The 21862-nt window shown below is 64.5% G+C and carries 20 protein-coding genes and 1 tRNA gene; 5 read left to right on the forward strand and 16 right to left on the reverse strand.

All coding sequences use genetic code 11. The features are described 5' to 3' along the window. Positions 1-18: 18 nt before the first annotated feature. Entirely contained in the window at positions 19-765 is a 747-nt protein-coding gene (gene tpiA, locus KW836_RS22785) for a triose-phosphate isomerase (RefSeq protein WP_056321524.1), read from the reverse strand. Between the two features lie 160 nt (positions 766-925). Beyond that, the gene (locus KW836_RS22790; RefSeq protein ID WP_175123095.1) at positions 926-1903 is read right to left on the reverse strand and encodes an NAD(P)H-quinone oxidoreductase; all 978 of its coding nucleotides are present in this window, start codon (positions 1901-1903) and stop codon (positions 926-928) included. A 155-nt stretch (positions 1904-2058) separates the two neighbouring features. On the opposite strand from KW836_RS22790, the gene KW836_RS22795 reads away from it, so the two are divergent. After that, positions 2059-2146 (forward strand) — tRNA-Ser (locus tag KW836_RS22795). A gap of 146 nt (positions 2147-2292) precedes the next feature. After that, the gene (locus KW836_RS22800; RefSeq protein ID WP_218344858.1) at positions 2293-2730 is read left to right on the forward strand and encodes a universal stress protein; all 438 of its coding nucleotides are present in this window, start codon (positions 2293-2295) and stop codon (positions 2728-2730) included. A 1-nt stretch (position 2731) separates the two neighbouring features. Here the strand turns inward: KW836_RS22800 and KW836_RS22805 are convergent, their stop codons facing one another. The 4 genes from KW836_RS22805 to KW836_RS22820 form a co-directional block, all read right to left on the reverse strand. After that, the gene (locus KW836_RS22805; protein ID WP_218344859.1) at positions 2732-3652 is read right to left on the reverse strand and encodes a hydroxymethylglutaryl-CoA lyase; all 921 of its coding nucleotides are present in this window, start codon (positions 3650-3652) and stop codon (positions 2732-2734) included. A gap of 14 nt (positions 3653-3666) precedes the next feature. Further along, positions 3667-4626 carry a tripartite tricarboxylate transporter substrate binding protein gene (locus KW836_RS22810; RefSeq protein WP_175123098.1) on the reverse strand — a complete coding sequence of 320 codons (960 nt, stop codon included), beginning with the start codon at positions 4624-4626 and terminating at the stop codon, positions 3667-3669. A gap of 75 nt (positions 4627-4701) precedes the next feature. Beyond that, on the reverse strand, positions 4702-5910 hold the full coding sequence (locus KW836_RS22815; RefSeq protein ID WP_218344860.1) for a CaiB/BaiF CoA-transferase family protein: 1209 nt from the start codon (positions 5908-5910) through the stop codon (positions 4702-4704). Positions 5911-6081: 171 nt separating this feature from the next. Then, entirely contained in the window at positions 6082-6996 is a 915-nt protein-coding gene (locus KW836_RS22820; RefSeq protein ID WP_218344861.1) for a LysR family transcriptional regulator, read from the reverse strand. A 580-nt stretch (positions 6997-7576) separates the two neighbouring features. Between KW836_RS22820 and KW836_RS22825 the strand changes: the two genes are divergently transcribed. Then, positions 7577-8317 carry an SOS response-associated peptidase gene (locus KW836_RS22825; protein ID WP_218344862.1) on the forward strand — a complete coding sequence of 247 codons (741 nt, stop codon included), beginning with the start codon at positions 7577-7579 and terminating at the stop codon, positions 8315-8317. Positions 8318-8438: 121 nt separating this feature from the next. Beyond that, the gene (locus tag KW836_RS22830) at positions 8439-9035 is read left to right on the forward strand and encodes a PIN domain-containing protein (RefSeq protein WP_218344863.1); all 597 of its coding nucleotides are present in this window, start codon (positions 8439-8441) and stop codon (positions 9033-9035) included. Positions 9036-9163: 128 nt separating this feature from the next. On the opposite strand, the gene KW836_RS22835 is transcribed toward KW836_RS22830, so the two are convergent. The 6 genes from KW836_RS22835 to rpsO all read right to left on the reverse strand — a co-directional run bounded on the left by KW836_RS22835 (position 9164) and on the right by rpsO (position 16339). Further along, complete coding sequence (locus KW836_RS22835; RefSeq protein ID WP_175137244.1) at positions 9164-10669, reverse strand: tripartite tricarboxylate transporter permease; 1506 nt, start codon at positions 10667-10669, stop codon at positions 9164-9166. Positions 10670-10679: 10 nt separating this feature from the next. After that, on the reverse strand, positions 10680-11102 hold the full coding sequence (locus tag KW836_RS22840) for a tripartite tricarboxylate transporter TctB family protein (protein ID WP_175184167.1): 423 nt from the start codon (positions 11100-11102) through the stop codon (positions 10680-10682). Between the two features lie 559 nt (positions 11103-11661). Continuing rightward, positions 11662-12879 (reverse strand): threonine ammonia-lyase, encoded by a 1218-nt coding sequence (locus KW836_RS22845; protein ID WP_218344865.1) that lies wholly within the window; start codon positions 12877-12879, stop codon positions 11662-11664. Between the two features lie 13 nt (positions 12880-12892). Then, positions 12893-13618 carry a hypothetical protein gene (locus KW836_RS22850; RefSeq protein ID WP_218344866.1) on the reverse strand — a complete coding sequence of 242 codons (726 nt, stop codon included), beginning with the start codon at positions 13616-13618 and terminating at the stop codon, positions 12893-12895. Positions 13619-13816: 198 nt separating this feature from the next. Beyond that, complete coding sequence (gene pnp, locus KW836_RS22855) at positions 13817-15979, reverse strand: polyribonucleotide nucleotidyltransferase (RefSeq protein WP_142050570.1); 2163 nt, start codon at positions 15977-15979, stop codon at positions 13817-13819. Between the two features lie 90 nt (positions 15980-16069). Then, entirely contained in the window at positions 16070-16339 is a 270-nt protein-coding gene (rpsO, locus tag KW836_RS22860) for a 30S ribosomal protein S15 (protein ID WP_006223612.1), read from the reverse strand. 314 nt (positions 16340-16653) lie between these two features. Here rpsO and KW836_RS22865 point away from each other — a divergent pair, with 314 nt between their 5' ends. Further along, complete coding sequence (locus tag KW836_RS22865; protein ID WP_175123109.1) at positions 16654-17172, forward strand: hypothetical protein; 519 nt, start codon at positions 16654-16656, stop codon at positions 17170-17172. A 67-nt stretch (positions 17173-17239) separates the two neighbouring features. On the opposite strand, the gene pssA is transcribed toward KW836_RS22865, so the two are convergent. The 4 genes from pssA to KW836_RS22885 form a co-directional block, all read right to left on the reverse strand. Next, a complete protein-coding gene (pssA, locus tag KW836_RS22870) occupies positions 17240-18013 on the reverse strand; it encodes a CDP-diacylglycerol--serine O-phosphatidyltransferase (protein WP_105237630.1) in 774 nt (257 codons plus the stop codon). A gap of 208 nt (positions 18014-18221) precedes the next feature. Next, positions 18222-19238: a ketol-acid reductoisomerase gene (gene ilvC / locus KW836_RS22875; RefSeq protein WP_056568560.1), complete on the reverse strand. Its 1017-nt coding sequence runs from the start codon at positions 19236-19238 to the stop codon at positions 18222-18224. A 73-nt stretch (positions 19239-19311) separates the two neighbouring features. Then, on the reverse strand, positions 19312-19803 hold the full coding sequence (gene ilvN, locus KW836_RS22880) for an acetolactate synthase small subunit (protein WP_006223608.1): 492 nt from the start codon (positions 19801-19803) through the stop codon (positions 19312-19314). Positions 19804-19815: 12 nt separating this feature from the next. Next, a complete protein-coding gene (locus tag KW836_RS22885) occupies positions 19816-21585 on the reverse strand; it encodes an acetolactate synthase 3 catalytic subunit (RefSeq protein ID WP_279971975.1) in 1770 nt (589 codons plus the stop codon). Positions 21586-21862: the final 277 nt, after the last annotated feature.

Genomic DNA, 21862 nt, shown 5'->3' on the forward strand with positions numbered 1-21862 from the left:
AGACTCCGGAACGGAAACTTAGATGGCGGCAATTCGCAAAAACTCTTCGGCCACGAGCGACGCGCCGCCGACCAGGGCTCCGTCGATATCAGTCATGGCGAACAAACTGGAGGCGTTGGCGGCTTTGACGCTGCCGCCGTACAACACCTGAACTTGCGCGGCGCCGAGCGCGCGCAGGGCGGCGCGGATGGCGCCGTGGACTTCCTGGGCTTGCTCCGGCGAAGCGGTGCGGCCCGTGCCGATGGCCCAGACGGGCTCATAGGCGAGAACCATGCGGGAAACCGCATCGGCGCCCAACGCCAGCACGGGCTTGAGCTGCCGTTCGATCACGGCCAGCGTGTTGCCGGCTTCGCGGTCAGCCAGGGATTCCCCGACGCAGACCACGGGGGTCAGGCCGGCGGCCAGCGCGGCCTGGGCCTTGGCGGCCACGATCTCGTCGGTTTCGCCGTGCAGGACGCGGCGCTCGGAGTGGCCGGCCAGCGCCCAGCGGCAACCGAATTCCTTCAGCATCGAACCGGAAACTTCACCCGTGTACGCGCCCTTGTCGTGCGCGCTGACGTCTTGCGCGCCCCAGGACACGCTGCTGCCGGTCAGGGCCGAAGCAGCCTGCGCCAGGTAGGGAAACGGAACACAGATGCCGATTTCGCAGTGGCCCGCCGCATCCGCGGCACGAAGCTCGGTCAGCAACGCGGCGTTCTCGGCAAGGTTGCCGTGCATCTTCCAGTTGCCCAGCACGAGGCGGGCGCGGTTTTCGACTGAAGTCATGGCGAATTTGTCTGACGATTGGGAGTGAGGGGGTGAGCCTGCAGGTCCTGATACAGGGGACTTGTGCAGCAACCGCCCACGGGCCTGCCTGGAAAAAATTCCAGGCGAAACCCGAGATTGTATCCTGTTGCGCGGCGATACGCCGAACGCCGCGCGTTTCTTACATGGTCAGGATGATTTTGCCGATGTTTTCCCCGCCTTCCATCATGGCGTGCGCCTTGGAGGCCTCGGCCAGCGGGAACGTGGCGTGGACGATGGGCTTGATGGCCCCTTTTTCCAGCAGCGGCCAGGCCTGCTCGCGCAGAGCGCGGGCGATGGCGCCCTTGAAGGCGACCGGACGGGGCCGCAGGGTGGAACCGGTGATGGTCAGGCGACGGCGCATGACCTGGGCGGTATCCACATTGGCGTGCGAGCCGCCAAGCTGCGCGATGATGACGATACGGCCGTCATCGGCCAGGCACTGCATGTCCCGGGCGATGTAATCGCCGGCCACCATGTCCAGGATCACGTCGACGCCGCGTCCGCCGGTGGCGTCCAGCACTTCCTTCACGAAGTCCTGCGTCTTGTAGTTGATGCCCTTGTCGGCGCCCAGCGCCTCGACGGCACGGGCGCGATCGTCGCTACCGACCGTCGCGTAGACCTTGTGACCCATCGCACGGGCCAACTGGATGGCCGTGGTGCCGATGCCGCTGGCGCCGCCATGGACCAGCAGCGCCTCGCCTTCGGACAGGCGGCCGCGGTCGAACACGTTGCTCCACACGGTGAAATAGGTTTCCGGCAGGCCGGCGGCCTCGATGTCGGACAGGCCTTTGGGAATCGGCAGGCATTGCGCCACAGGCGCGACGCAGTATTCGGCATAGCCGCCGCCCGCGACCAGCGCGCAGACCTTGTCGCCCACGGCAAAGCCGCTGCCGGCCACGTCGCCGCCGACGATTTCACCGGCCACTTCCAAACCCGGCAGGTCGGATGCGCCGCGCGGCGGGGCGTAGTTGCCCTTGCGCTGGAACACGTCGGGGCGGTTGATGCCCGCAGCGGTCACTTTGATCAGAACTTCGCCGGCGCCGGCCTCGGGCGTGGGGCGTTCCACGGGGACGAGGACTTCGGGGCCACCGGGGCGGGTGATTTCAACAGCGTGCATCGCGTGCCTCCTTTGCAGCAAATGGATTATTATTGCGCCCTTTGCGGCATATCGTGATTCCGTTCGGGCAGAATGTTTGCCTGGCGGCCGCAATAGACTGGCGGCACTGCGGGCAATCCGGCAGGCAAAATCGCCGGCAGTACTGGCAACACCCCGGAAGCGTGGCAGAGTGGTCGATTGCACCGGTCTTGAAAACCGGCAACGGGCAACCGTTCGTGAGTTCGAATCTCACCGCTTCCGCCAGATTCAGAGGCAACCGTCCCAAATGGGCCGTCCTCCACAGGCCGTCCTCCACAGGCCGTCCTCCACAGGCCGTCCCAAACGGGCCGTCCCAAACGGGCCGTCCCCAACGGGCGTACCATGGACGCAGATTCCTTCTGGAGGTTGCCATGTACAAGCACATACTCATCCCCATCGACGGATCCAGCCTGGCCAATTCCGGCCTGGAACAAGCCCTTGCGCTTGCGCGTGCGTTGGACGCCAGCGTCACGGTCCTGACCGTTTACAGCCCGTTCGAGATGCCCTCCATGGAATCCGTGCAGCTTGAAGGCGTGCGCGGCATCTACGAAAACCAGGCGCGCGAGCTGGCCAGCTCGTATCTGTCCGAAGCCGCCGGCAAGGCCAGCACCGCCGGCGTGGCCTGCGTCACGGAAATGCGCGAGAGCGACTCGCCTTATCAGGTGATCGTCGACGTGGCCATGACGCGCAACTGCGACCTGATTGCCATGTCTTCGCACGGCCGTGGGGGCATGGCCGCGCTGCTGCTGGGCAGCCAGACGCAGAAGGTGCTGGCGCACACCACCCTGCCCGTCCTGGTGTATCGCTGACCTAAGCGGTGGCCGCGTAGGTCCCGGGAATGCCGGCGGCGGCCACGCCGCTGCGCAGGGTTTCCTGCGGCAATGATTCGGCCAGCAGGGGCCGTGCCGCAAGCAGGCGGGACAGATCAACGCCCGTGCGATACCCCATGCTTTCCAGCATGAACACCAGGTCCTCGGTGACGATGTTGCCCGACGCCCCCGGCGCAAACGGGCAACCGCCCAGCCCGCCCAGGCAGGAATCGAAGGCGCGGATGCCTTCGTCCAGCCCCGCCAGCGCATTCGCCAGGCCCAATCCCATCGTGTCGTGCAGATGCAGCTTGGTCAGCCGCGCGCCCACGGCGTCCTGTGCGGCACGCACCGCCTCGCGCACGCGCCCGGGATGCGCATAGCCCACGGTATCGGCCAGCGCGATTTCATCGGCGCCCACGCGCGCCACCGCGGCCGCGACCTCGGCCACCCGCCGCACCGGCACCTCGCCTTCCATCGAACACCCGAACGCGGTGGCGACAGCGGCGTCGATACGCATCGGCCGCGCCTGCGAACGCACCCAGTCGACGATGGCGGCCAGCATGTCGACCTGCGCGTCGGTGCCCTTGCCCACATTGGCGCGGCTGTGCGTGTCGCTGACCGACACGGGAAACGCCAGCACGTGCGCACCGGCCTCGTAGGCGGCGATGGCGCCCTTCAGATTGCACGCCAGCGCGCACACGGTCAGCCCGTCGATCTTCAGCACTTCGGGCAGGATGTCGCCCGTGTCCGCCATCTGCGGCACCAGCCGCGGCGACACGAAACTGCCCACTTCGATCTCGCGCAGCCCGGCATCGGCCAGTTGCCGGATCCAGCGCAGCTTGTCGGCGCCCGGCATCATGCCCTTGGCCATCTGCAACCCGTCGCGCGGCCCGACCTCGCAAAGCCTGACTTCCTGGTTCATGTGCGTTCCCGTGTCTATTGCTGAATGACGATGCCGGCGCTCTTGATGGTCTGCTGCGCCTTGCCGATGTCCGACTGGATCAGCGCGGCGAACTGGGCACTGGATACGGGGTCGGTCTCGAGTCCCTGCGCCGCCAGCGCGTCCTTCACATCCTGGCGCGCCAGCAGCTTGTTGAAGTCGCTGTTCAGCCGCGTGACGATGGCGTCGGGCGTCTTGGCCGGGGCCAGCACGCCGTAGTAGGTCACCACGCTGAAGTCCTTGTATCCCAGCTCCGCCACGGTCGGCACGTCCGGCAAGGCCGGGTTGCGCTTGGGCGAGGTCACCGCCAGCGCGCGCACCTTGCCCGACTTGATCAGCGTGGCCGCCGACGAGATCGACGAGCCCGCGAACTGCAGATGCCCGCCCATCAGGTCGGCCAGCGCCGGCGCGGAACCCTTGTACGGCACGTGCTGCATCTTGAAGCCGGCTTCGTGCTGCAGCATTTCCATTGCGATGTGCACGCCCCCGCCGGTGCCCGACGTGCCGTACGAAATCTGGTTGGGCGCCTTCTTGGCCGCTTCGATCACCTGAGGCAGCGTCTTGTAGGGCGAGGCCTCCGCCACCAGCAGCACCATCGGCGTCGTGGCCACCAGCGCTACCGGCGTCAGATCCTTGACCGGGTCGTAGGCCACTTTCATCAGCAGCGGAATCAGCGTGACGTTGTCGGACTGGCCGATCACCAGGTCATAGCCCTGCGCGGGCGAGCGCGCCGCTTCGGCCAAGCCCAGCGCGGTGCCGGCGCCGGGCTTGTTCTCGGGCACGACCGCCCAGCCGTTCAGCTCGTGCAGCTTGGTGCTCATCAGGCGGCCGATGTAGTCGGTGCCGCCGCCCGGCGTGGACGGGATGATGATGCGGATGGGCTTGTTCGGATAGTCCTGCGCAGTGGCGGTACATGCGACGGCCAGTGCAGCCAGCGCAACGAGTTTGCGGATCATGGGTGTCTCCTCTTTGATGGATGTCTTGGCGGTCTGACGCCGCCTCGACAGAAATCGGGCGCTAACGCCCTGGCGTCATGCAATCACTCCCGCCGTGCGCAAGGCGTCGATGCGCGCGGCATCCAGGCCCAGGCCTTGAAGAATGGCGTGCGTCTGCGCGCCTTGGGTGGGCGGATCGAACCGCTTGCCCGCCTTGCGGCCATCGAACTCGATGGGCAGCGCGGCGGCCGAGATCTCGACGCCGTCCGGCAGCCGGGTCGGCAGCAGCGCGCCGCCCGCGTTCAGATGCGCATCATCAAGCAGATCGTGCGGCTGGCGGATCGGGCCATACGACAGATTGGCTTCCTCCAGCGCGGCGCACAGTTCGTCGGTTTTCCAGGTTTTCAGGATTTCACCGACGCCCGGCACCAGCCACGAACGTGCGGCCTCGCGGTCGATGGCGGTCGCCAGGCGCGGATCCGCGGCCCATTCGGGCGGCAGGAATTTCTGCGCGAAGTTGCGCCATTGCGCATCGCCCACCACCGCGACGAACACGCGGCCATCGGCGGTTTCGAAGACGTCGTACACGCCCCATGGCGGCTTGCGCTCGGCGCCCATCGGCTTGGGTGCCGTGCCCGTCAATTGGAACTGCGCGATGAACTGTGCAACCAGCAGCAGATTGTTTTCAAAGAGGCCGGACCGCACATGGCGCCCGCGGCCGGTGGCGTGGCGGTCGTGCAGCGCGGCCAACGCGCCCACCACGCCGAACGTGCCGCCCAGGATGTCGTTGACCGACGCCGCCACCCGCTGCGGCGTGTCCGCGCCGCCGTTGATGTAGGCCAGCCCGCCCATCATCTGCACCACCTCGTCCAGCGCGGTGCGGTGCTTGTAGGGACCGGACAGAAAGCCCTTGAGCGACACATAGATCAGCCCCGGGTTCTCAGCCGACAGCGATTCGTAATCGAGTCCGTACTGCGCCAGGCTGCCATCGCGGAAGTTCTCCACGATCATGTCGGTCTGCAGCGCCAGCTTGCGCACGACCTCCTGGCCTTCCGGCGACTTCAGGTCGATCGCAAGACTCTGCTTATTGCGGTTGAAGACCGGAAAGTAGCCGCTGCCGGATCCCTTCAAGCGCCGCGTGCGGTCGCCGTCGATCGGTTCGACCTTGATGACGTCCGCGCCCAGGTCCGCCAGCGACAGGCCGGCGGCCGGCCCCATGATCATGTGAGACAGTTCCAGGACCTTGATGCCGCGCAGCGGCAGTTCGGTGCTGTCCATGAAGGGTGAAGCCGGTGCTGCTGTCATCTGCGGTTCCTCTTGCCAGCCTGTTCGATGGGAGCGCGGCGTCAGCCTCGGAAACTTGTCCGCGCCGCGCCGGCATGTCTGCATCATCGCGGGCGGGCGGCACCGGCGGGTAGCGGTCTTTCAGCACGGGGGCATTCTCGTTTCGGAACGTCCGGGTTAGCCCTGAGGGCGTCAATCCCCCAGCACGCCCAGATGCGCGAGCAGCGCACGCGCAGCCGGCGACAGCGCTTCCGGATCCCGCACCGCAATGCACAGCGGCGTGCTGGACCAAGGCCCTTCCAGCGGAATGAAGCGAATGTCCAGGTGCGCCAGTCGCGGCTTCAGATAATGCGGCACCACCGCCACGCCCATGCCGCGCGACACCAGCAGACAAATGGTCTCGTGCGAACTGACACGCGCGCTGATGCGGCGCGTCATACCCGCCTCGCGCGCCGCCTGATCGAATACGCTGCTGATGCCGTTATCGCGGTTCAGCTCGATCTGCTCGAACGGCAGCAGCTGTGCATAACCGAGCGTCTCGCGGTCAGCCAGCAGATGCCGGCCCGGCACCACCGCCGCCAGTTCGCAATGGCCAAAGGGAAACACCTGCAGGCCTTCGTGTCCGAAGTCGGAACCGGCCGCCACGTCCGCCCGCCCTTCCAGCACGGCGCGAAACGCCGTCTGCGTGGTGTCCTCTTCCAGCGAGATATCGATTTGCGGATTCGCGCGCCGGAAGGACTGGATCTGCGCCGGCAGGTCGCCCGACAAGGCGGCAAAACTGACGGCCAGCCGGATATGCCCGCGCACCCCGGTTGCAAATCCCGCCATGTCGCGGTGCATGCGGTCCATATCCTCCAGCACGCGGCGCACGTGCGCGGCCAGCGCATCGCCCGCCGGCGTCGGCTGCACGCCCTTCACGCCGCGCTCGAGCAGCGGCACGCCGAACGCGTCTTCCATCTCCGACATCCGCTTGCTGACGGCCGACGGCACGATGTTCTCGCGGGCGGCGGCGCGCGCAAGGCTGCCTTCCTCCAGCGCGGCCAGGAACAGGCGCAGGGAAACGGGGTCGATGTCGCGGGACGGCGGGGCGGGCGGACTGGGCTTCATGGCGCAAAGTGTCGTCCGTAGTCCCGCCGCGCAGGGATCGGGGTTTACCCGCCCGCCGGTCTGGTTCCTGCCGCGATTACCCATTACCAGCGCGCGCCGCCAATATCCCCGCTGCCAAGGTGGTATAGTCTCGCCCGCTGCCGGCCCCTCGCGGGACGCGCATCGCCCGAGTGGTGAAATTGGTAGACACAAGGGACTTGAACAAATTTGAGCCCTCTGGAGGAAACTCCAAAGGTGAAGCCCGTCAAACTCGGCGAAGGCCCTGGACCCGTTCCGCGCTAACGCCGAGCCAAGCCCCGATGATATATCGGGGAAGGTGTAGAGAGCAGACGGCGGGCACCTAAGGCCGAAAAGGCTATGGTGAAGGCGTGCTCCAGACCACGAACAGCAAGCCTGTGCTGGCGGCGAAAGCCGAAGTGGTAAGAAAATCCCTCGGCCTCGCGGCCGTACCGGTTCGATTCCGGTCTCGGGCACCACCCCTCGCATCCCCTCGCGCTGGACAAATCGCACGCCCACACGGCAAGCTTGGATACCCCGGAGGCGCCACACCGCGCCTCCCCGTCATTCCGGGAGCTCGTGCATGTGTTCGCACTACCAGACGCTCAAGGACGCCGAACTGCTGCTGCAGAAATTCGGCGTGCGATCCAAGCCCGCCGCTATCGGCAAGTACGACATGTGGCCCCGCTATGAAGGGGTGTTCGTGCGGCGTCCCCCCGAACATGACGCCGGTGACGACGCCGTACCTGAACGCGAAGCCGCTGCCGGCCGCTGGGGTCTGATCAGCGCCATGACGCGCTCGGGTGGCCTGGAACGGGCCAGCAAGCTTTCCACCTTCAATGCCCGCGCGGAGACCGCCGCGGGCTCGTACACGTTCGGCAACGCCTGGCGCCGCGCGCAGCACTGCATCATTCCCGCCGACGCGATCTTCGAGCCGGACTGGACGTCCGGCAAGGCCGTGGCCACCCGGTTCACCCGCGCCGACGGCAAGCCATTGGGCATCGCGGGCTTGTGGGATCGCTATCGCGATGCGGCCGGGCATTGGCAGGAGAGCTACACCATGCTCACCATCAACGCCGACAACGATCCCCTGTTCAGCCGCTATCACCAGCCCAACACGGAAAAGCGCATGGTGGTCATTCTGCCGGAAGGCGCCTATGGCGATTGGCTGACCGCATCGGCCGCCCACAGCCGCGAGATGCTGGTTCCGTTTCCGGCAGACATGCTGACGGCCACCCCCATGGCCCGACCCGTCCTCAGCGGTACCCAACAGGGTCCCGACGACCGAAACCTTCAGGTGCCGGACGACCTCCTGAACAGATAACCCGCTCGGCAGACCACCGGAAAAACCACTATTCTTCTGCCTCGCCTCATATTTCCCGCCCGCCCGGCGACCATCGCCGCACCATTCGTGCGCGTTGCCCGGGCCAGCGACCGAACCGATCTTGACCTCCCTCCCCGCCTCTCCCCCGTTCATCGTCCTGGACGCGTGCGTCCTCATGTCCGGCATCCTGCGCCGCCTGTTGCTGCGCCTGGCCGAGGCCGGCGTGTTCCAGCCCGTATGGACCGAGCGCATCGGCGAGGAATGGCGCCGCAACGCCTGCCGCATCTGGGACATTCCGCCGGAGGTGATGGCGGAATTCTGGACAGACATGAACGCGCGGTTTCCGGCGGCCATGGAATCGGACACACAGGTCTATGAAGCGTCGCTACGCTACAGCGATCCCAAGGATTTCCACGTGATCGCGGCCGGGTTGGCGCGGCGCGCGCGCTGCGGGCTGCCTCAGACGCCGACCGTGCAGGTGCTGACGTGGAATCTGAAGGATTTCAATCGTTCCGAGCTGCGACGCCAGGGGCTGGACGTCTACAACCCGGACCGGATGCTGGTGCAGTGGTGGCACGCGGGGTCTGAAAACATGCAGGACGCGATTGCGCAGATTCCCGCCGACTACGTCGCGCTGGGCCGCGAGCCGGAGCCGCTGACCGCGACGTTGCATCGCGAACGGCTGTACGGTCTGAAGAACCTGGTGGCGCGTCAATAGACCGCTCGGCGATCAAAGCGGCGGCAATAAGCCAGCGGAAATAAGGCAGGCAATAAGAAGCCGCCAATAAAAAAGGGGCCTGGCCGGCTTTCGCCGAACCAGACCCGGAGCCAACCGTAACCGTTACGTCAATCGACCTCGACGAAAGCCTCTTCGCGCTTCTTGCGCAGCGCAGGCATCGCAACCAGCACCAGCAGGATCGCGGCAAGCGCCAGCAGCGTGGCCGACAGCGGGCGCGTGACAAAGGTGGAAAACTCGCCGCGCGACAGAAGGAGCGCCCGGCGGAAGTTCTCTTCCATCATGGGCCCCAGCACCAGGCCAAGCAGCAGCGGCGCGCCTTCGCAGCCAAGCTTGCTCCACACGTAGCCGATGATGCCGAAGATGGCGAACATGAAGATGTCGAAGGCGTTGTAGTTCAACGAATACACCCCGATCGTGCAGAAGACCAGGATCGCCGGGAACAGCATGCGGTACGGGACGCGCAGCAGCTTCACCCAGATGCCGATCAGCGGCAGGTTCAGCACCACCAGCATCAGGTTGCCGATCCACATCGAGGCGATCAGGCCCCAGAACAGCTCGGGGTGGCTGGACATGACCTGCGGTCCCGGCTGGATATTGTGGATGGTCATCGCGCCCACCATCAGCGCCATCACCGCGTTGCCCGGGATGCCCAGCGTCAGCAGCGGAATGAAGGAGGTCTGCGCGCCCGCGTTGTTGGCGGATTCGGGACCGGCCAGCCCGGCGGGATGCCCCTTGCCGAAGCGCTGCGGCTCTTTCGAAAGCTTCTTTTCCAGCGTGTAGGACGCAAACGCCGACAGCACGGAACCGCCACCCGGCAGGATGCCCAGCGCCGAACCCAGCGCCGTGCCGCGCACGATGGCGGGCGCGGCCTCGCGGAATTCCTGGCGGCTGGGATACAGCGAACCGACCTTGTCGGTGATCTCGACCCGGTTCTCCTTGAGCTCCAGGTTGCTCATGATTTCCGACAGACCGAAGACGCCCATGGCGACGATGGCAAAGTCGATGCCGTCCTGCAGTTCGGGGATGCTGAAGTCATAGCGCGCCACGCCCGAATTCACGTCGGTGCCCACCATGCCCAGCAGCAGGCCGAGCAGGATCATGCAGATCGCCTTGGGCAGCGAGCCCGACGCCAGCACCACGGCGCCGATCAGACCCAGCGCCATCAGCGAGAAGTATTCGGCCGGGCCGAACGCGAATGCCACTTCGGCCAGCGGCGGCGCGAAGGCGGCGATCAGCACGGTGGCGACGCTGCCCGCGAAGAACGAGCCGATGGCCGCCAGCGACAGGGCGGCGCCCGCCCGTCCGTTTCTCGCCATCTGGTGCCCGTCCAGCACGGTCACCACCGCCGAGGTCTCGCCCGGCAGGTTCACCAGGATGGCTGTCGTCGACCCGCCGTACTGCGTGCCGTAGTAGATGCCGGCCAGCATGATGAGGCCGGCGGTAGGCGGCAGCACGTAGGTGATGGGCAGCAGCATGGCGATGGTCGGCACGGGACCCAGTCCCGGCAGCACCCCGACCAGCGTGCCCAGCAGGCAGCCGATGAATGCGTAAGTCAGGTTTTCGGGGGTGAAGGCCACCGAGAAACCCAGCATCAGGTTTTGAAGCAATTCCATGTCCGGTACCTCAGTTGGTCAGCACGCTGGGCCACAGCGGAAAGATCAGGCCCAACCCGCGAATGAACGCGAGGTAGGAGAACGCCACGAGGAACAGGCCGTTGGCGACGGCAACCTTCCAGTTGAATTCGTGGCTGGCGACGCTGCTGATCAGGACAAGCAGGAACACCGAGAGGTACAGGCCGAGATAACGCAGGGAAAAGCCGTACAGAAACACGGACCCGACGACGAGAAAAAGAATGCGGAAGTCATAGCGGCCGATCGTCGTTTTCTCGGCGCGGGGGGACAAGGCGCTCATCAGCACCGTCGCGCCCATCAGCGCCAGCACGATGCCGAGCCAGAACGGAAAGTAACCGGGGCCCATGCGCGCCGCGCTGCCCATGGAATATTGGGTCGCCTGCAACGCAAAGCCTCCCCCCACCACGATGAACATGACGCCAGACCAGAAATCCTGTCTGTTTCTTATCAATCTGCTTTCTCCCAAATCCATCGCGTCCCGGAAATCCTGACTTCAGACGCGCTCATTTCTCTTTCAACGCAGCCGCTTTGACGGGCGGCAACGACATGAACGCGGGATGGTAAATCGTGGAACGACATATCTGCTATGGGTATCAACCATGACTTTGTGGGGGATATCCCTAGACCATCGAATGGACGCAATTCGGCATCCTGGCACCTGCGGGAAGGGTCACAAATCCGCGAAATTGGCTTAAATAGCCGATTTTTCAGGTGAGTTAGCCATTAGAGGAAAAGTTCCGTACAGAATGGATGCGAGCCTGCGTAGAAATATTCAGATGCATTTTTTGCAGGATCTGGAGCGGGGAATCCGTCACTGGCGAGGCCCTGCCGGGACTCGCACCTGATGCTCGCAACGCGGCGTCGATGTACACGCCGCCCATACAAAAACGCTCCGGCCGAAAGTTCGGCCGGAGCGACAGTTTTCTGACAGCAGATTGAAAGAATAGGGCCGCATCGCGATGCCGCCCGGGCAGTCAATGATCGTGATTGCTCGCCGCAAACCCGGCCGCGTTCAGGATGTCGATCACTTCCTGGATGTGCTCGGGACCGCGCGTCTGCAACACGAAATCCACCTCGACATTGCGCACGGGCAGCGATGTGAACGCGCGTTGGTGGTGCACTTCTGTAATGTTGGCCTGCGCGTCGGCAATCAGTTTGGTGGCATGGGCCAGCGCCCCGGGCAGGTCACGCAGGTCGACGCGGATCCGCGCCAGCCGCCCGGCCCGCACCATGCCGCGCTCGATCAGCTCGCCCAGCATCAGCGGGTCGATGTTGCCGCCCGTCAGCACCAGCCCGATGCGCTTGCCTTTGTAACGGTCGCTGCCCTCTTCCTGCGCGCGCAACAAGGCGGCCAGGCCCGCGGCGCCAGCGCCTTCCACGACGGTCTTTTCAATTTCCAGCAGCACGACGATGGCGTGCTCGATGTCCGCTTCGCTGACCAGTTCGATGCGGTCGACCAGTCGTTGCACGACGGCCAGCGTCAGATCGCCGGGCGATTTGACGGCGATGCCCTCGGCGATGGTGTACTGCCCCGGCGGCATGGTGACGCCCTTGACGGCCGCGTACATGGCCGGAAAGCGCTCGGTCTGCACGCCCACGATCTCGATGCCGGGGTTCACGGCCTTGGCGGCGGTGGAGATGCCCGAGATCAGCCCGCCGCCGCCGATGGCGATGACCAGGGTGTCCAGCTTGGGCTGGTCTTCCAGCATTTCCAGGGCGACGGTCCCCTGCCCCGCCATGACGGCTTCGTCGTCGTAGGGGTGGATCATGATGAGGCCGCGTTCGCGAGCCAGCTCGTAGCCGCGCGCCTTGGCATCATCAAAGGTGTCGCCTGCCAGAACGACCTCGGCGCCGAAGCGCCGCGTGTTGGCGACCTTCACCGTCGGCGTGAAGCGCGGCATGACGATCACCGCCGGCACGCCCATGCGCTGCGCATGGTAGGCCACGCCTTGCGCGTGGTTGCCCGCCGACACCGCGATCACGCCCTTGGCGCGCTCCTCGTCCGACAGCGTGAGCATGCGGTTCAGCGCCCCGCGCTCCTTGAAGGACGCGGTGAACTGCAGGTTCTCGAATTTCAGCCAGATCTCGGCGCCGAAAATGTCGGACAGCGTGCGGGACAGGGTGAACGGGGTCTTCAGGACCTGGCCGCGCAGCTTTTCGCGGGCGGCCTGGATGGATGCGATATCGATCACGATGGAAATCCGGTTAACGCACAGGCAGGAAGTTGAACAGCAAAAGGCCCTGGGCGTAGTTGATGCCGATGCGCCGGGAGTTCTCGCCGAGCAGGTTGGCGATCAGGTCCAGCCGGCCGATGATGGCGCCGAACTCGCGCTCGAAGCTGAGATTCGTGGCGGTCGGGGAAATTTCGTTGGCCAGCAACAGCAATTCGCCCTGGTTGTTGCGGCGCGTGGCCAGCAGCCAGGCCGCGGCCTCGACGTTCCGTGCGGCATTGTAGACCCGCTGGCCATCCAGGGCGTCTGTCGCGTACAGGCGCGTCTTGCCGTTGTGCGCGGCGATGATGGTGTCCGCAAGCCCGTAGATGAAGGCGCCGACCCGGTCGCCCGGATAGTTGGGATCCAGGGCGACTGCCAGGATCTGGATGTCGCGCAGCCCGCTCAGATCTCGCGGCGGCACGCGGACTTCGATGGAATGCTTGACGCGGTTCACCGCCGTGGCCAGGTCCGGCGCACCGGTCTTGCGCCATTCCCGCGGATTGCGGCGGTACAGCTTGTCCAGCAACGAATACAGGCTGGTCAGGTTGTCGCGTACCTCGAGCGTGACCGTCCGGTTGAAGTCCGTCTGCGCGAACTGGTCCGCCGTCATGTCCTCGCCCTTGGGGCCACGCTGGCCCGCCCCGGGGGGCGGCATGCAGCCGGTCAACAGCGCAGCCAACAGCGCTGCGGTGACTGCGGTTATCGGCCACGCCGTCATGCCTTGTTCATCCGTATGCCCCCTTCGATCAAGCGTGAAGCGCGCCATTGCACCCGGCGGCGCGTCTCTCGCGCAAGACTTTACAGGAAGGCGGACGAACTGGGGAGCAGCGGCCCATCCCCCTCACATTCGGCCGCGCCAGGCAAAAAAAACGGCGCCTCGGATGAGGCGCCGCTTTTCAATCAGGAGGCTGCAGGCTTATTCAGCTTGCGGTTCCGATTGGGGGGCAGCTTCGGGAGCGGCAGCGGCTTGCTGCTGCTCGATGCCACCGATTGCCTTGATGGACAGGCGCAGACGGCCCTTGTCGTCGGCCTCGATGACCTTGACGCGGACTTGCTGGCCGACCTTCAGCACATCGTTGATGTTCGCGATGCGGTAGTTGGCGATTTCGGAGATGTGCAGCAGACCGTCGCGGCCCGGCAGCACTTGCACGATGGCGCCGAAGTCCAGCAGACGCAGGACCGAGCCTTCGTAGATCTGGCCCACTTCGACGTCGGCGGTCAGCTCGACGATGCGGCGCTGGGCTTCTTTGGCCTGCGCTTCGTCGACGCTGGCGATCACGATCGTGCCGTCGTCGGAGATGTCGATCTGCGTGCCGGTTTCTTCGGTCAGCGCGCGGATGGTGGCGCCGCCCTTGCCGATCACGTCACGGATCTTCTCGGGGTTGATCTTGATGGTCAGCATGCGCGGCGCGAACGCCGACAGCTCGCCGCGCGAACCGTCCAGGGCTTCCTTCATCTTGCCGAGGATGTGCAGACGGCCTTCGCGGGCCTGGTCTAGCGCAACCTGCATGATTTCCTTGGTGATGCCCTGGATCTTGATGTCCATCTGCAGTGCGGTGACGCCGTTTTCGGTGCCCGCAACCTTGAAGTCCATGTCGCCCAGGTGATCTTCGTCGCCCAGGATGTCCGTCAGCACGGCAAACTTGCCGCCGTCCAGGATCAGACCCATGGCCACGCCGGCCACGTGATCCTTGATGGGCACGCCAGCGTCCATCATGGCGAGCGAGCCGCCGCAGACCGAGGCCATCGACGAGGAGCCGTTGGATTCGGTGATTTCCGACACGAGGCGGATCGTGTACTGGAAGTCTTCGGGGGCCGGCAGCAGCGGCACCAGCGAACGCTTGGCCAGACGGCCGTGGCCGATTTCGCGGCGCTTCGGCACACCAATGCGGCCGGTTTCGCCGGTGGCGAACGGAGGCATGTTGTAGTGCATCATGAAGCGGTCACGGTACTCGCCCATGAGCGCGTCGATGATCTGTTCGTCTTGCTTGGTGCCCAGCGTGGCCACGACCAGCGCCTGGGTTTCACCACGGGTGAACAGGGCGCTGCCGTGCGCGCGGGGCAGCACGCCCAGACGCACGCTGATCGGACGGACGGTGCGGGTGTCGCGGCCGTCGATGCGCGGTTCGCCGTTCAGGATCTGGCCGCGGACGATGGCCGATTCCAGCGAGAACATGATGTTGTCGACCGTGACGGCGTCGGGAGCCGATTCGCCCTTTTCGGCAGCGGCGGCAGCCAGCTTGGCCGACACCTCGGCCGACACTTCACGCAGCTTGGCGGTGCGGGCCTGCTTTTCGCGGATCTGGTAGGCGGCGTTCAGGCCTTCCTGGGCGGCGGCGGTGACCGCGGCGATCAGGGCCTCGTCCTTGGCGGGAGCTTGCCAATCCCAATCGGGCTTGCCAGCATCCTTCACGAGTTCGTGAATGGCGTTGATGACGGTCTGCATTTGCTGGTGGCCATAGACCACGCCGCCCAACATGACTTCTTCGGACAGCTGGTCAGCTTCCGATTCGACCATCAGCACGGCGTTTTCCGTACCGGCGACAACCAGGTTCAGCTTGGAGGACTTCAGTTCCGATGCGGTCGGGTTGATGGTGTATTGACCATCGATGTAACCCACGCGCGCGGCGCCGATCGGGCCGTTGAACGGGATGCCCGAGATGGCCAGTGCGGCCGAGGCGCCGATCATGGCGGCGATGTCGGGATCGATTTCAGGATTGACCGACAGCGTGTGCAGGACCACCTGGACTTCGTTGTAGAAGTCTTCAGGGAACAGCGGACGCAGCGGACGGTCGATTAGGCGCGACGTCAGCGTTTCCTTTTCGGAGGGCTTGCCTTCGCGCTTGAAGAACCCGCCCGGGATGCGGCCGGCAGCGTAGGTCTTTTCGATGTAGTCGACGGTCAGCGGGAAGAACGTCTGACCCGGCTTGGCCTTCTTGGCAGCCACGACGGTGGCCAGGACGACGGTGTCCTCGATCGACACCACAACGGCGCCGGAGGCCTGGCGAGCGATTTCGCCAGTTTCCAGGACGACCGTGTGCTGGCCGTACTGGAACGATTTAGTCACTTTGTTGAACATGACGATTATTCCTTACAAATGAAAAACCGTGGCCGCTGCGACATGCGTCGCACCGACCACGGTTGCGTCATGGGGAGCCAGCCCCGTCGATCACTTGCGCAGACCGAGTTTTTCGATCAGTGCGCGGTACGAATCGGGATTGCGGCCCTTGAGATAGTCGAGCAGCTTGCGGCGACGGCTGACCATACGCAGCAGACCGCGGCGCGAGTGATGATCCTTCATGTGTTCTTTGAAGTGACCGGTCAGCTCGTTGATACGGGCGGTGAGCAGAGCCACCTGAACTTCGGGGGAGCCGGTATCGCCCTGAGCGCGTTGGAATTGCGCAACGATATCGGATTTCTTGATGTCAGCTACAGACATTGATGACCTCTTCGGACATGCGACAGGGCCGAGGCGCCCTGACGTGGTTTGGAAAATTTTGCGCGAGCCAGGCTTGAATTCGCTTTCTCACTGCTGCCATTGGCGGGATCGGGCAGGACCGGCACATGAGGCTTGGCGCCATGTTGCGGGTACTGCGACAAGCCGCCGGCGGCTGGCGCAAAGGATCTTGCAGAATCAATACATTTGATAAAGCTCGGCGATTATAGCTGATTCGCTAGAATTACCCCAGCAAGAAGACCGGGCCCGCCGCGAGGGCCGGCCAAGCCGCAGTGCGCACCCGAAGGAGCATGGACATGATCAGCTTATACAGAACGGCCCGCGTGACCCTGGCCTCGATCGCACTGGCCGGACTGGCCGCCTGCGCCAACATGACCGAGGTGCCGCCCGGCACCCCGCTTTCGCAAGTTCAGGCGCAGTTCGGCGCGCCCAACTTCGAATGTCCCCAGGCCAATGGCGGCCGCCGGGTGATCTGGACGCAGCAGCCCATGGGCCAGTACGCCTGGGGCGCGAACGTCGGCCCCGATGGCCGGGTCGACCGGGTGATGCCGCTTCTGACCGACGCGCACTTCAAAGTGCTGGAGACTGGAGATTGGGGGCCGGATCGGGTGCGCTGCGAGTTCGGCCCGCCAGCTCGTATCGAACAGGCTGGCCTGGGCGAAAAGCGCGAGGTCGTGTGGTCGTATCGCTATAAGGAAAACAGCGTCTGGAATTCCCTGATGTACGTCTACATGAGCCGCGACGGCAGCAAGGTCACCCATTTCCATCCCGGACCAGACCCCATGTACGACGACGACCGGTTCAACTTCTGGTAGCACCACCCGGAACAAAAAACCCGCCAATCTTTGCGATGGCGGGTTTTTTGTTGGCGGCGTCTGGACGTCAGGACGAATGACCGCGGCGCTCCTGCTGCAGACGGCGCACCTTGTTCCAGCGCCACAGCCAGGTGACCCAGCCCGACAGGCCGTACAGCACGAACAGGCCAAACAGGACAACGGGAGGATCGCTGGACACGAACACGAACACCGCAACGACGAGCAGGATGCCCCAGAACGGCACGCTGCGGCCTAGGGCGAAGCTCTTGCCGCTGAAGAACGGCGCGTTCGACACCATGGTGATGCCGGCGTACATGGTCAGCGTGAACGCCACCCAGGCCATCAGGCTGTCATGGATGGGCAGCTTGTTGTCCACGGCCAGCCAGACGAAACCCGCCACCAGCGCAGCCGCGGCCGGGCTGGGCAATCCCTGGAAGAAACGTTTGTCCACGACGGCGATATTGGTGTTGAAACGCGCCAGCCGCAATGCCGCGCCGGACACATAGACGAAAGCCGCCAGCCAGCCCCAGCGGCCCAGGTCGTTCAGGATCCATTCATACATGACCAGCGCCGGCGCCACACCGAACGACGTCATGTCGGACAGCGAGTCGTATTGCTCGCCGAATGCGGACTGCGTGTTGGTCAGGCGGGCCACCCGGCCATCCATGCCGTCCAGCACCATGGCGACAAAAATGGCGATGGCGGCGACTTCGAAGCGGTCGTTCATGGCCTGCACAACGGCGTAGAACCCGGCAAACAAAGCGGCGGTGGTGAACGCGTTGGGGAGCAGGTAAATGCTCCGGTGGCGGTTCTCGGAATCGCGCATGGAAAAATTGGGCATGGTCTCAATAACTTACGACGGACTTTGAAAGGTTAACCTATCTGGCCCTGCTTGCGGGCTACAGCAAGGATCGTGCCCGGCCCCATTTGGCGCCAAAGCGCCCAAATGGCTGCGAAAAGGCCAAAAAATAAGAAAAAAGCGGCATGCCCATGAAAGGCATGCCGCTTCGATCCTGACCGGCGGGGCAACGCCCCGCCTGCCGTGGGGATCAGTTCTTGGACTTGTCCACCAGCTTGTTGGCGGCGATCCAGGGCATCATGGCGCGCAGCTTGCCGCCCACTTGCTCGATCTGCGATTCCGCGTTGATGCGGCGGCGCGAGGTCAGGGTCGGGGCGCCGGCGGCGTTTTCCAGGATGAACTTCTTGGCGTATTCGCCGGTCTGGATGTCCGTCAGGCACTGGCGCATGGCCTTGCGGGTTTCGTCCGTGACGATCTTCGGGCCCGTTTCGTACTCGCCGAATTCGGCGTTGTTCGAAATCGAGTAGTTCATGTTGGCGATGCCGCCTTCGTAGATCAGGTCGACGATCAGCTTCAGTTCGTGCAGGCACTCGAAGTAAGCCATTTCGGGCGCGTAGCCGGCTTCCACCAGCGTGTCGAAACCGGCCTTGATCAGTTCGACGGTACCGCCGCACAGCACGGCCTGTTCGCCGAACAGGTCGGTTTCGGTTTCTTCGCGGAAGTTGGTTTCGATGATGCCGGCACGGCCGCCGCCGTTGGCGCTGGCGTACGACAGGGCCACGTCACGCGCGGCGCCCGACTTGTCCTGGTACACGGCCACCAGGTGGGGCACGCCGCCACCCTGCTTGTACGTGTTGCGCACCGTGTGGCCGGGGGCCTTCGGGGCGATCATGATGACGTCGATGTCTTCGCGCGGCACGACCTGGCCGTAGTGCACGTTGAAACCGTGGGCAAAGGCCAGGGCGGCGCCCGCCTTGATGTTGCCGTGGACTTCGTTGTTGTAGACCGAGGCGATGTTCTCGTCGGGCAGCAGCATCATGACGATGTCGGCCGACTTGACGGCTTCCGCGACTTCCTTGACTTCCAGGCCGGCGTTGGCGGCCTTGTTCCACGAGGCGCCGCCCTTGCGCAGGCCGACGATGACCTTCACGCCCGACTCATGCAGGTTCAGCGCGTGGGCGTGACCTTGCGAACCGTAGCCGATGATGGCAACGGTCTTGCCTTTGATGAGGGACAGATCGCAGTCTTTGTCGTAGAAAACTTTCATGTTGTGCTCCAGATTCCAGTATTTGGATATTCGTTTGATTCAGATGTAGGGTGAGGCAGGCCTGGAAGGCCGGTCAAATCTTCAAAATCCGTTCACCGCGTCCGATGCCGGACACGCCGGTGCGCACGGTTTCAAGGATGGCACTGCGGTCCAGGGCCTCGAGGAAGGCCTGTACTTTTTCCTGCACCCCGGTCAATTCGATGGTGTAGGACTTGTCGGTGACGTCGATGATGCGGCCGCGGAAGATGTCCGCCATGCGCTTCATTTCCTCGCGTTCCTTGCCGACGGCGCGCACCTTCACGAGCATCAGCTCGCGCTCGATGTGGGCGCCTTCGGTCAGGTCCACCACCTTCACGACATCGACCAGGCGGTTCAAATGCTTGGTGATCTGTTCGATGACCTCGTCCGAACCGGTCGTGACGATGGTCATGCGCGACAGCGTGGAATCCTCGGTGGGCGCCACGGTCAGGGTTTCGATGTTGTAGCCCCGCGCCGAAAACAGGCCCACCACGCGCGACAGCGCGCCGGGTTCGTTTTCGAGGAGGACGGAAATCACGTGCTTCATTGCGGGGCCTCCTTACAGGTCTTCAGAGCCGAGCAGCATTTCAGTCAGCCCGCGGCCGGCCTTGACCATCGGCCACACGTTTTCGGTGCGGTCGGTGATGAAGTCCAGGAAGACCAGGCGCTCCTTGTGCTTGCCGAACGCTTCGCGCAGCGCCGGTTCGACGTCGGCGGGACGCTCGATGCGCAAGCCCACGTGGCCATAGGCTTCGGCGACCTTGACGAAATCGGGCAGCGAATCCATGTACGACTCGGAATAGCGCGAGCCGTAGTCGATCTGCTGCCATTGGCGCACCATGCCCAGGAAACGGTTGTTCAGGCAGACGATCTTGGGCGTCAGGCGGTACTGGTGGCAGGTCGACAGTTCCTGGATGTTCATCTGGATCGAGGCCTCGCCAGTGATCACGGCGATGTCCTTGCCCGGATTGGCCATCTGCACGCCCATGGCGTACGGCAGGCCCACACCCATCGTGCCCAGGCCGCCGGAGTTGATCCAGCGGCGCGGCTTGTCGAACTTGTAGTACTGGGCGGCCCACATCTGGTGCTGGCCGACGTCCGAGGTGACGAAGGCGTCGCCGCCGGTCACTTCCCAGAGCTTTTCCACCACGTACTGCGGCTTGATGACTTCGTCCGAGTTGGCGAACTTCAGGCATTCCTTGCCGCGCCACGTCTCGACCTGGTCCCACCATTTAGCGAGCGAGGCCGGCTTGTGCTCGGCGGCGGCGATCTCGAACTGCGCGCTGAGATCGGCCAGGACGTCCTTGACGTTGCCCACGATCGGGACATCCACGCGCACGCGCTTGGAGATCGACGAGGGATCGATGTCGATATGGATAATCTTGCGGGCGTTCTGCGCAAAGTGCTTGGGATTGCCGATCACGCGGTCATCGAAGCGGGCGCCGATGGCAAGCAGCACGTCGCAGTGCTGCATGGCCATGTTGGCCTCGTACGTGCCGTGCATGCCGGGCATGCCCACGAACTGGCCGCTGCTGGCCGGGAAGCCGCCCAGACCCATCAGGGTGCTGGTGCAGGGCGCGCCCAGCTGCGTCACGAGCTTGTTGAGCTCAGGCGCGGCGTTCGACAGGATGACGCCGCCGCCCGTGTAGATCATGGGGCGCTCGGCGGCCAGCAGCATCTGCACGGCCTTCTTGATCTGTCCCTGGTGGCCCTTGTTGACGGGGGCGTAGGAACGCATCGAGATCTCGCCCTTGGGCGGCACGTACTTGCACTGCGCGACGGTGATGTCCTTGGGGATATCCACCAGCACCGGACCGGGACGGCCCGTGCGCGCAATATAGAACGCGCGGCGCATGGTTTCAGCCAGGTCCTTCACGTCGCGCACAAGGAAATTGTGCTTGACGCAGGGACGCGTGATGCCGACGGTGTCGCATTCCTGGAAAGCGTCTTCGCCAATGGCCGCAGTGGGCACCTGCCCGCTGATGATGACCATCGGGATGGAGTCCATGTAGGCGGTGGCAATGCCGGTGACGGCATTGGTCACGCCCGGACCGCTGGTCACGATGCAGACGCCGACCTTTTGCGACGAGCGCGAGTAGGCATCGGCCGCGTGCACGGCAGCTTGCTCGTGACGAACCAGGATATGCTGGAATTTGTCTTGCTTGAAGATTGCGTCGTAGATGTAGAGCACCGCGCCGCCAGGGTAGCCGAAAACGTGTTCCACGCCTTCATCGGCCAGGCAGCGCACGACGATATCGGCGCCATTCATTTCCATGTTGTAGTTCCTTTCAAAACCGGCCCTGCAACCCTGACTGCTGCGCGCCCGGATACGGCGGCAACTGAACCCATACCGGTTACGACAACATGATCCGGCGCTTAGCGGCTCACGGAGCCACGCCACCCGGACACCTTGCCGACCCGGCACACGCTCGACAGAACGCAGTGCAAACGCCCCTGGGGGACGCTGGAGGTCGAAATGGAAGCCTTGGCAACACACGCTTGTGGCGCGGCCAACGGCAGGTGAGACTTGCTGCACAACGGCTGGGATGTGACCCTGGCCGTTCGCATCAACGCTCCGGTATCGGATAGGCAGACCGAAGCAAGTG

It is taken from the genome of Achromobacter sp. ACM05 (assembly GCF_019218915.1).
Taxonomy (GTDB): Bacteria; Pseudomonadota; Gammaproteobacteria; order Burkholderiales; family Burkholderiaceae_B; genus Achromobacter; species Achromobacter animicus.

Excerpts from the sequence above, each read along its gene's own strand:
- tpiA (WP_056321524.1), bottom strand. The coding sequence starts at position 765 with ATGACTTCAGTCGAAAACCGCGCCCGCCTCGTGCTGGGCAACTGGAAG.
- KW836_RS22790 (WP_175123095.1), bottom strand. The coding sequence starts at position 1,903 with ATGCACGCTGTTGAAATCACCCGCCCCGGTGGCCCCGAAGTCCTCGTC.
- KW836_RS22800 (WP_218344858.1), top strand. The coding sequence starts at position 2,293 with ATGTACAAGCACATACTCATCCCCATCGACGGATCCAGCCTGGCCAAT.
- KW836_RS22805 (WP_218344859.1), bottom strand. The coding sequence starts at position 3,652 with ATGAACCAGGAAGTCAGGCTTTGCGAGGTCGGGCCGCGCGACGGGTTG.
- KW836_RS22810 (WP_175123098.1), bottom strand. The coding sequence starts at position 4,626 with ATGATCCGCAAACTCGTTGCGCTGGCTGCACTGGCCGTCGCATGTACC.
- KW836_RS22815 (WP_218344860.1), bottom strand. The coding sequence starts at position 5,910 with ATGACAGCAGCACCGGCTTCACCCTTCATGGACAGCACCGAACTGCCG.
- KW836_RS22820 (WP_218344861.1), bottom strand. The coding sequence starts at position 6,996 with ATGAAGCCCAGTCCGCCCGCCCCGCCGTCCCGCGACATCGACCCCGTT.
- KW836_RS22825 (WP_218344862.1), top strand. The coding sequence starts at position 7,577 with ATGTGTTCGCACTACCAGACGCTCAAGGACGCCGAACTGCTGCTGCAG.
- KW836_RS22835 (WP_175137244.1), bottom strand. The coding sequence starts at position 10,669 with ATGGAATTGCTTCAAAACCTGATGCTGGGTTTCTCGGTGGCCTTCACC.
- KW836_RS22840 (WP_175184167.1), bottom strand. The coding sequence starts at position 11,102 with ATGTTCATCGTGGTGGGGGGAGGCTTTGCGTTGCAGGCGACCCAATAT.
- KW836_RS22850 (WP_218344866.1), bottom strand. The coding sequence starts at position 13,618 with ATGACGGCGTGGCCGATAACCGCAGTCACCGCAGCGCTGTTGGCTGCG.
- pnp (WP_142050570.1), bottom strand. The coding sequence starts at position 15,979 with ATGTTCAACAAAGTGACTAAATCGTTCCAGTACGGCCAGCACACGGTC.
- rpsO (WP_006223612.1), bottom strand. The coding sequence starts at position 16,339 with ATGTCTGTAGCTGACATCAAGAAATCCGATATCGTTGCGCAATTCCAA.
- KW836_RS22865 (WP_175123109.1), top strand. The coding sequence starts at position 16,654 with ATGATCAGCTTATACAGAACGGCCCGCGTGACCCTGGCCTCGATCGCA.
- pssA (WP_105237630.1), bottom strand. The coding sequence starts at position 18,013 with ATGCCCAATTTTTCCATGCGCGATTCCGAGAACCGCCACCGGAGCATT.
- ilvC (WP_056568560.1), bottom strand. The coding sequence starts at position 19,238 with ATGAAAGTTTTCTACGACAAAGACTGCGATCTGTCCCTCATCAAAGGC.
- ilvN (WP_006223608.1), bottom strand. The coding sequence starts at position 19,803 with ATGAAGCACGTGATTTCCGTCCTCCTCGAAAACGAACCCGGCGCGCTG.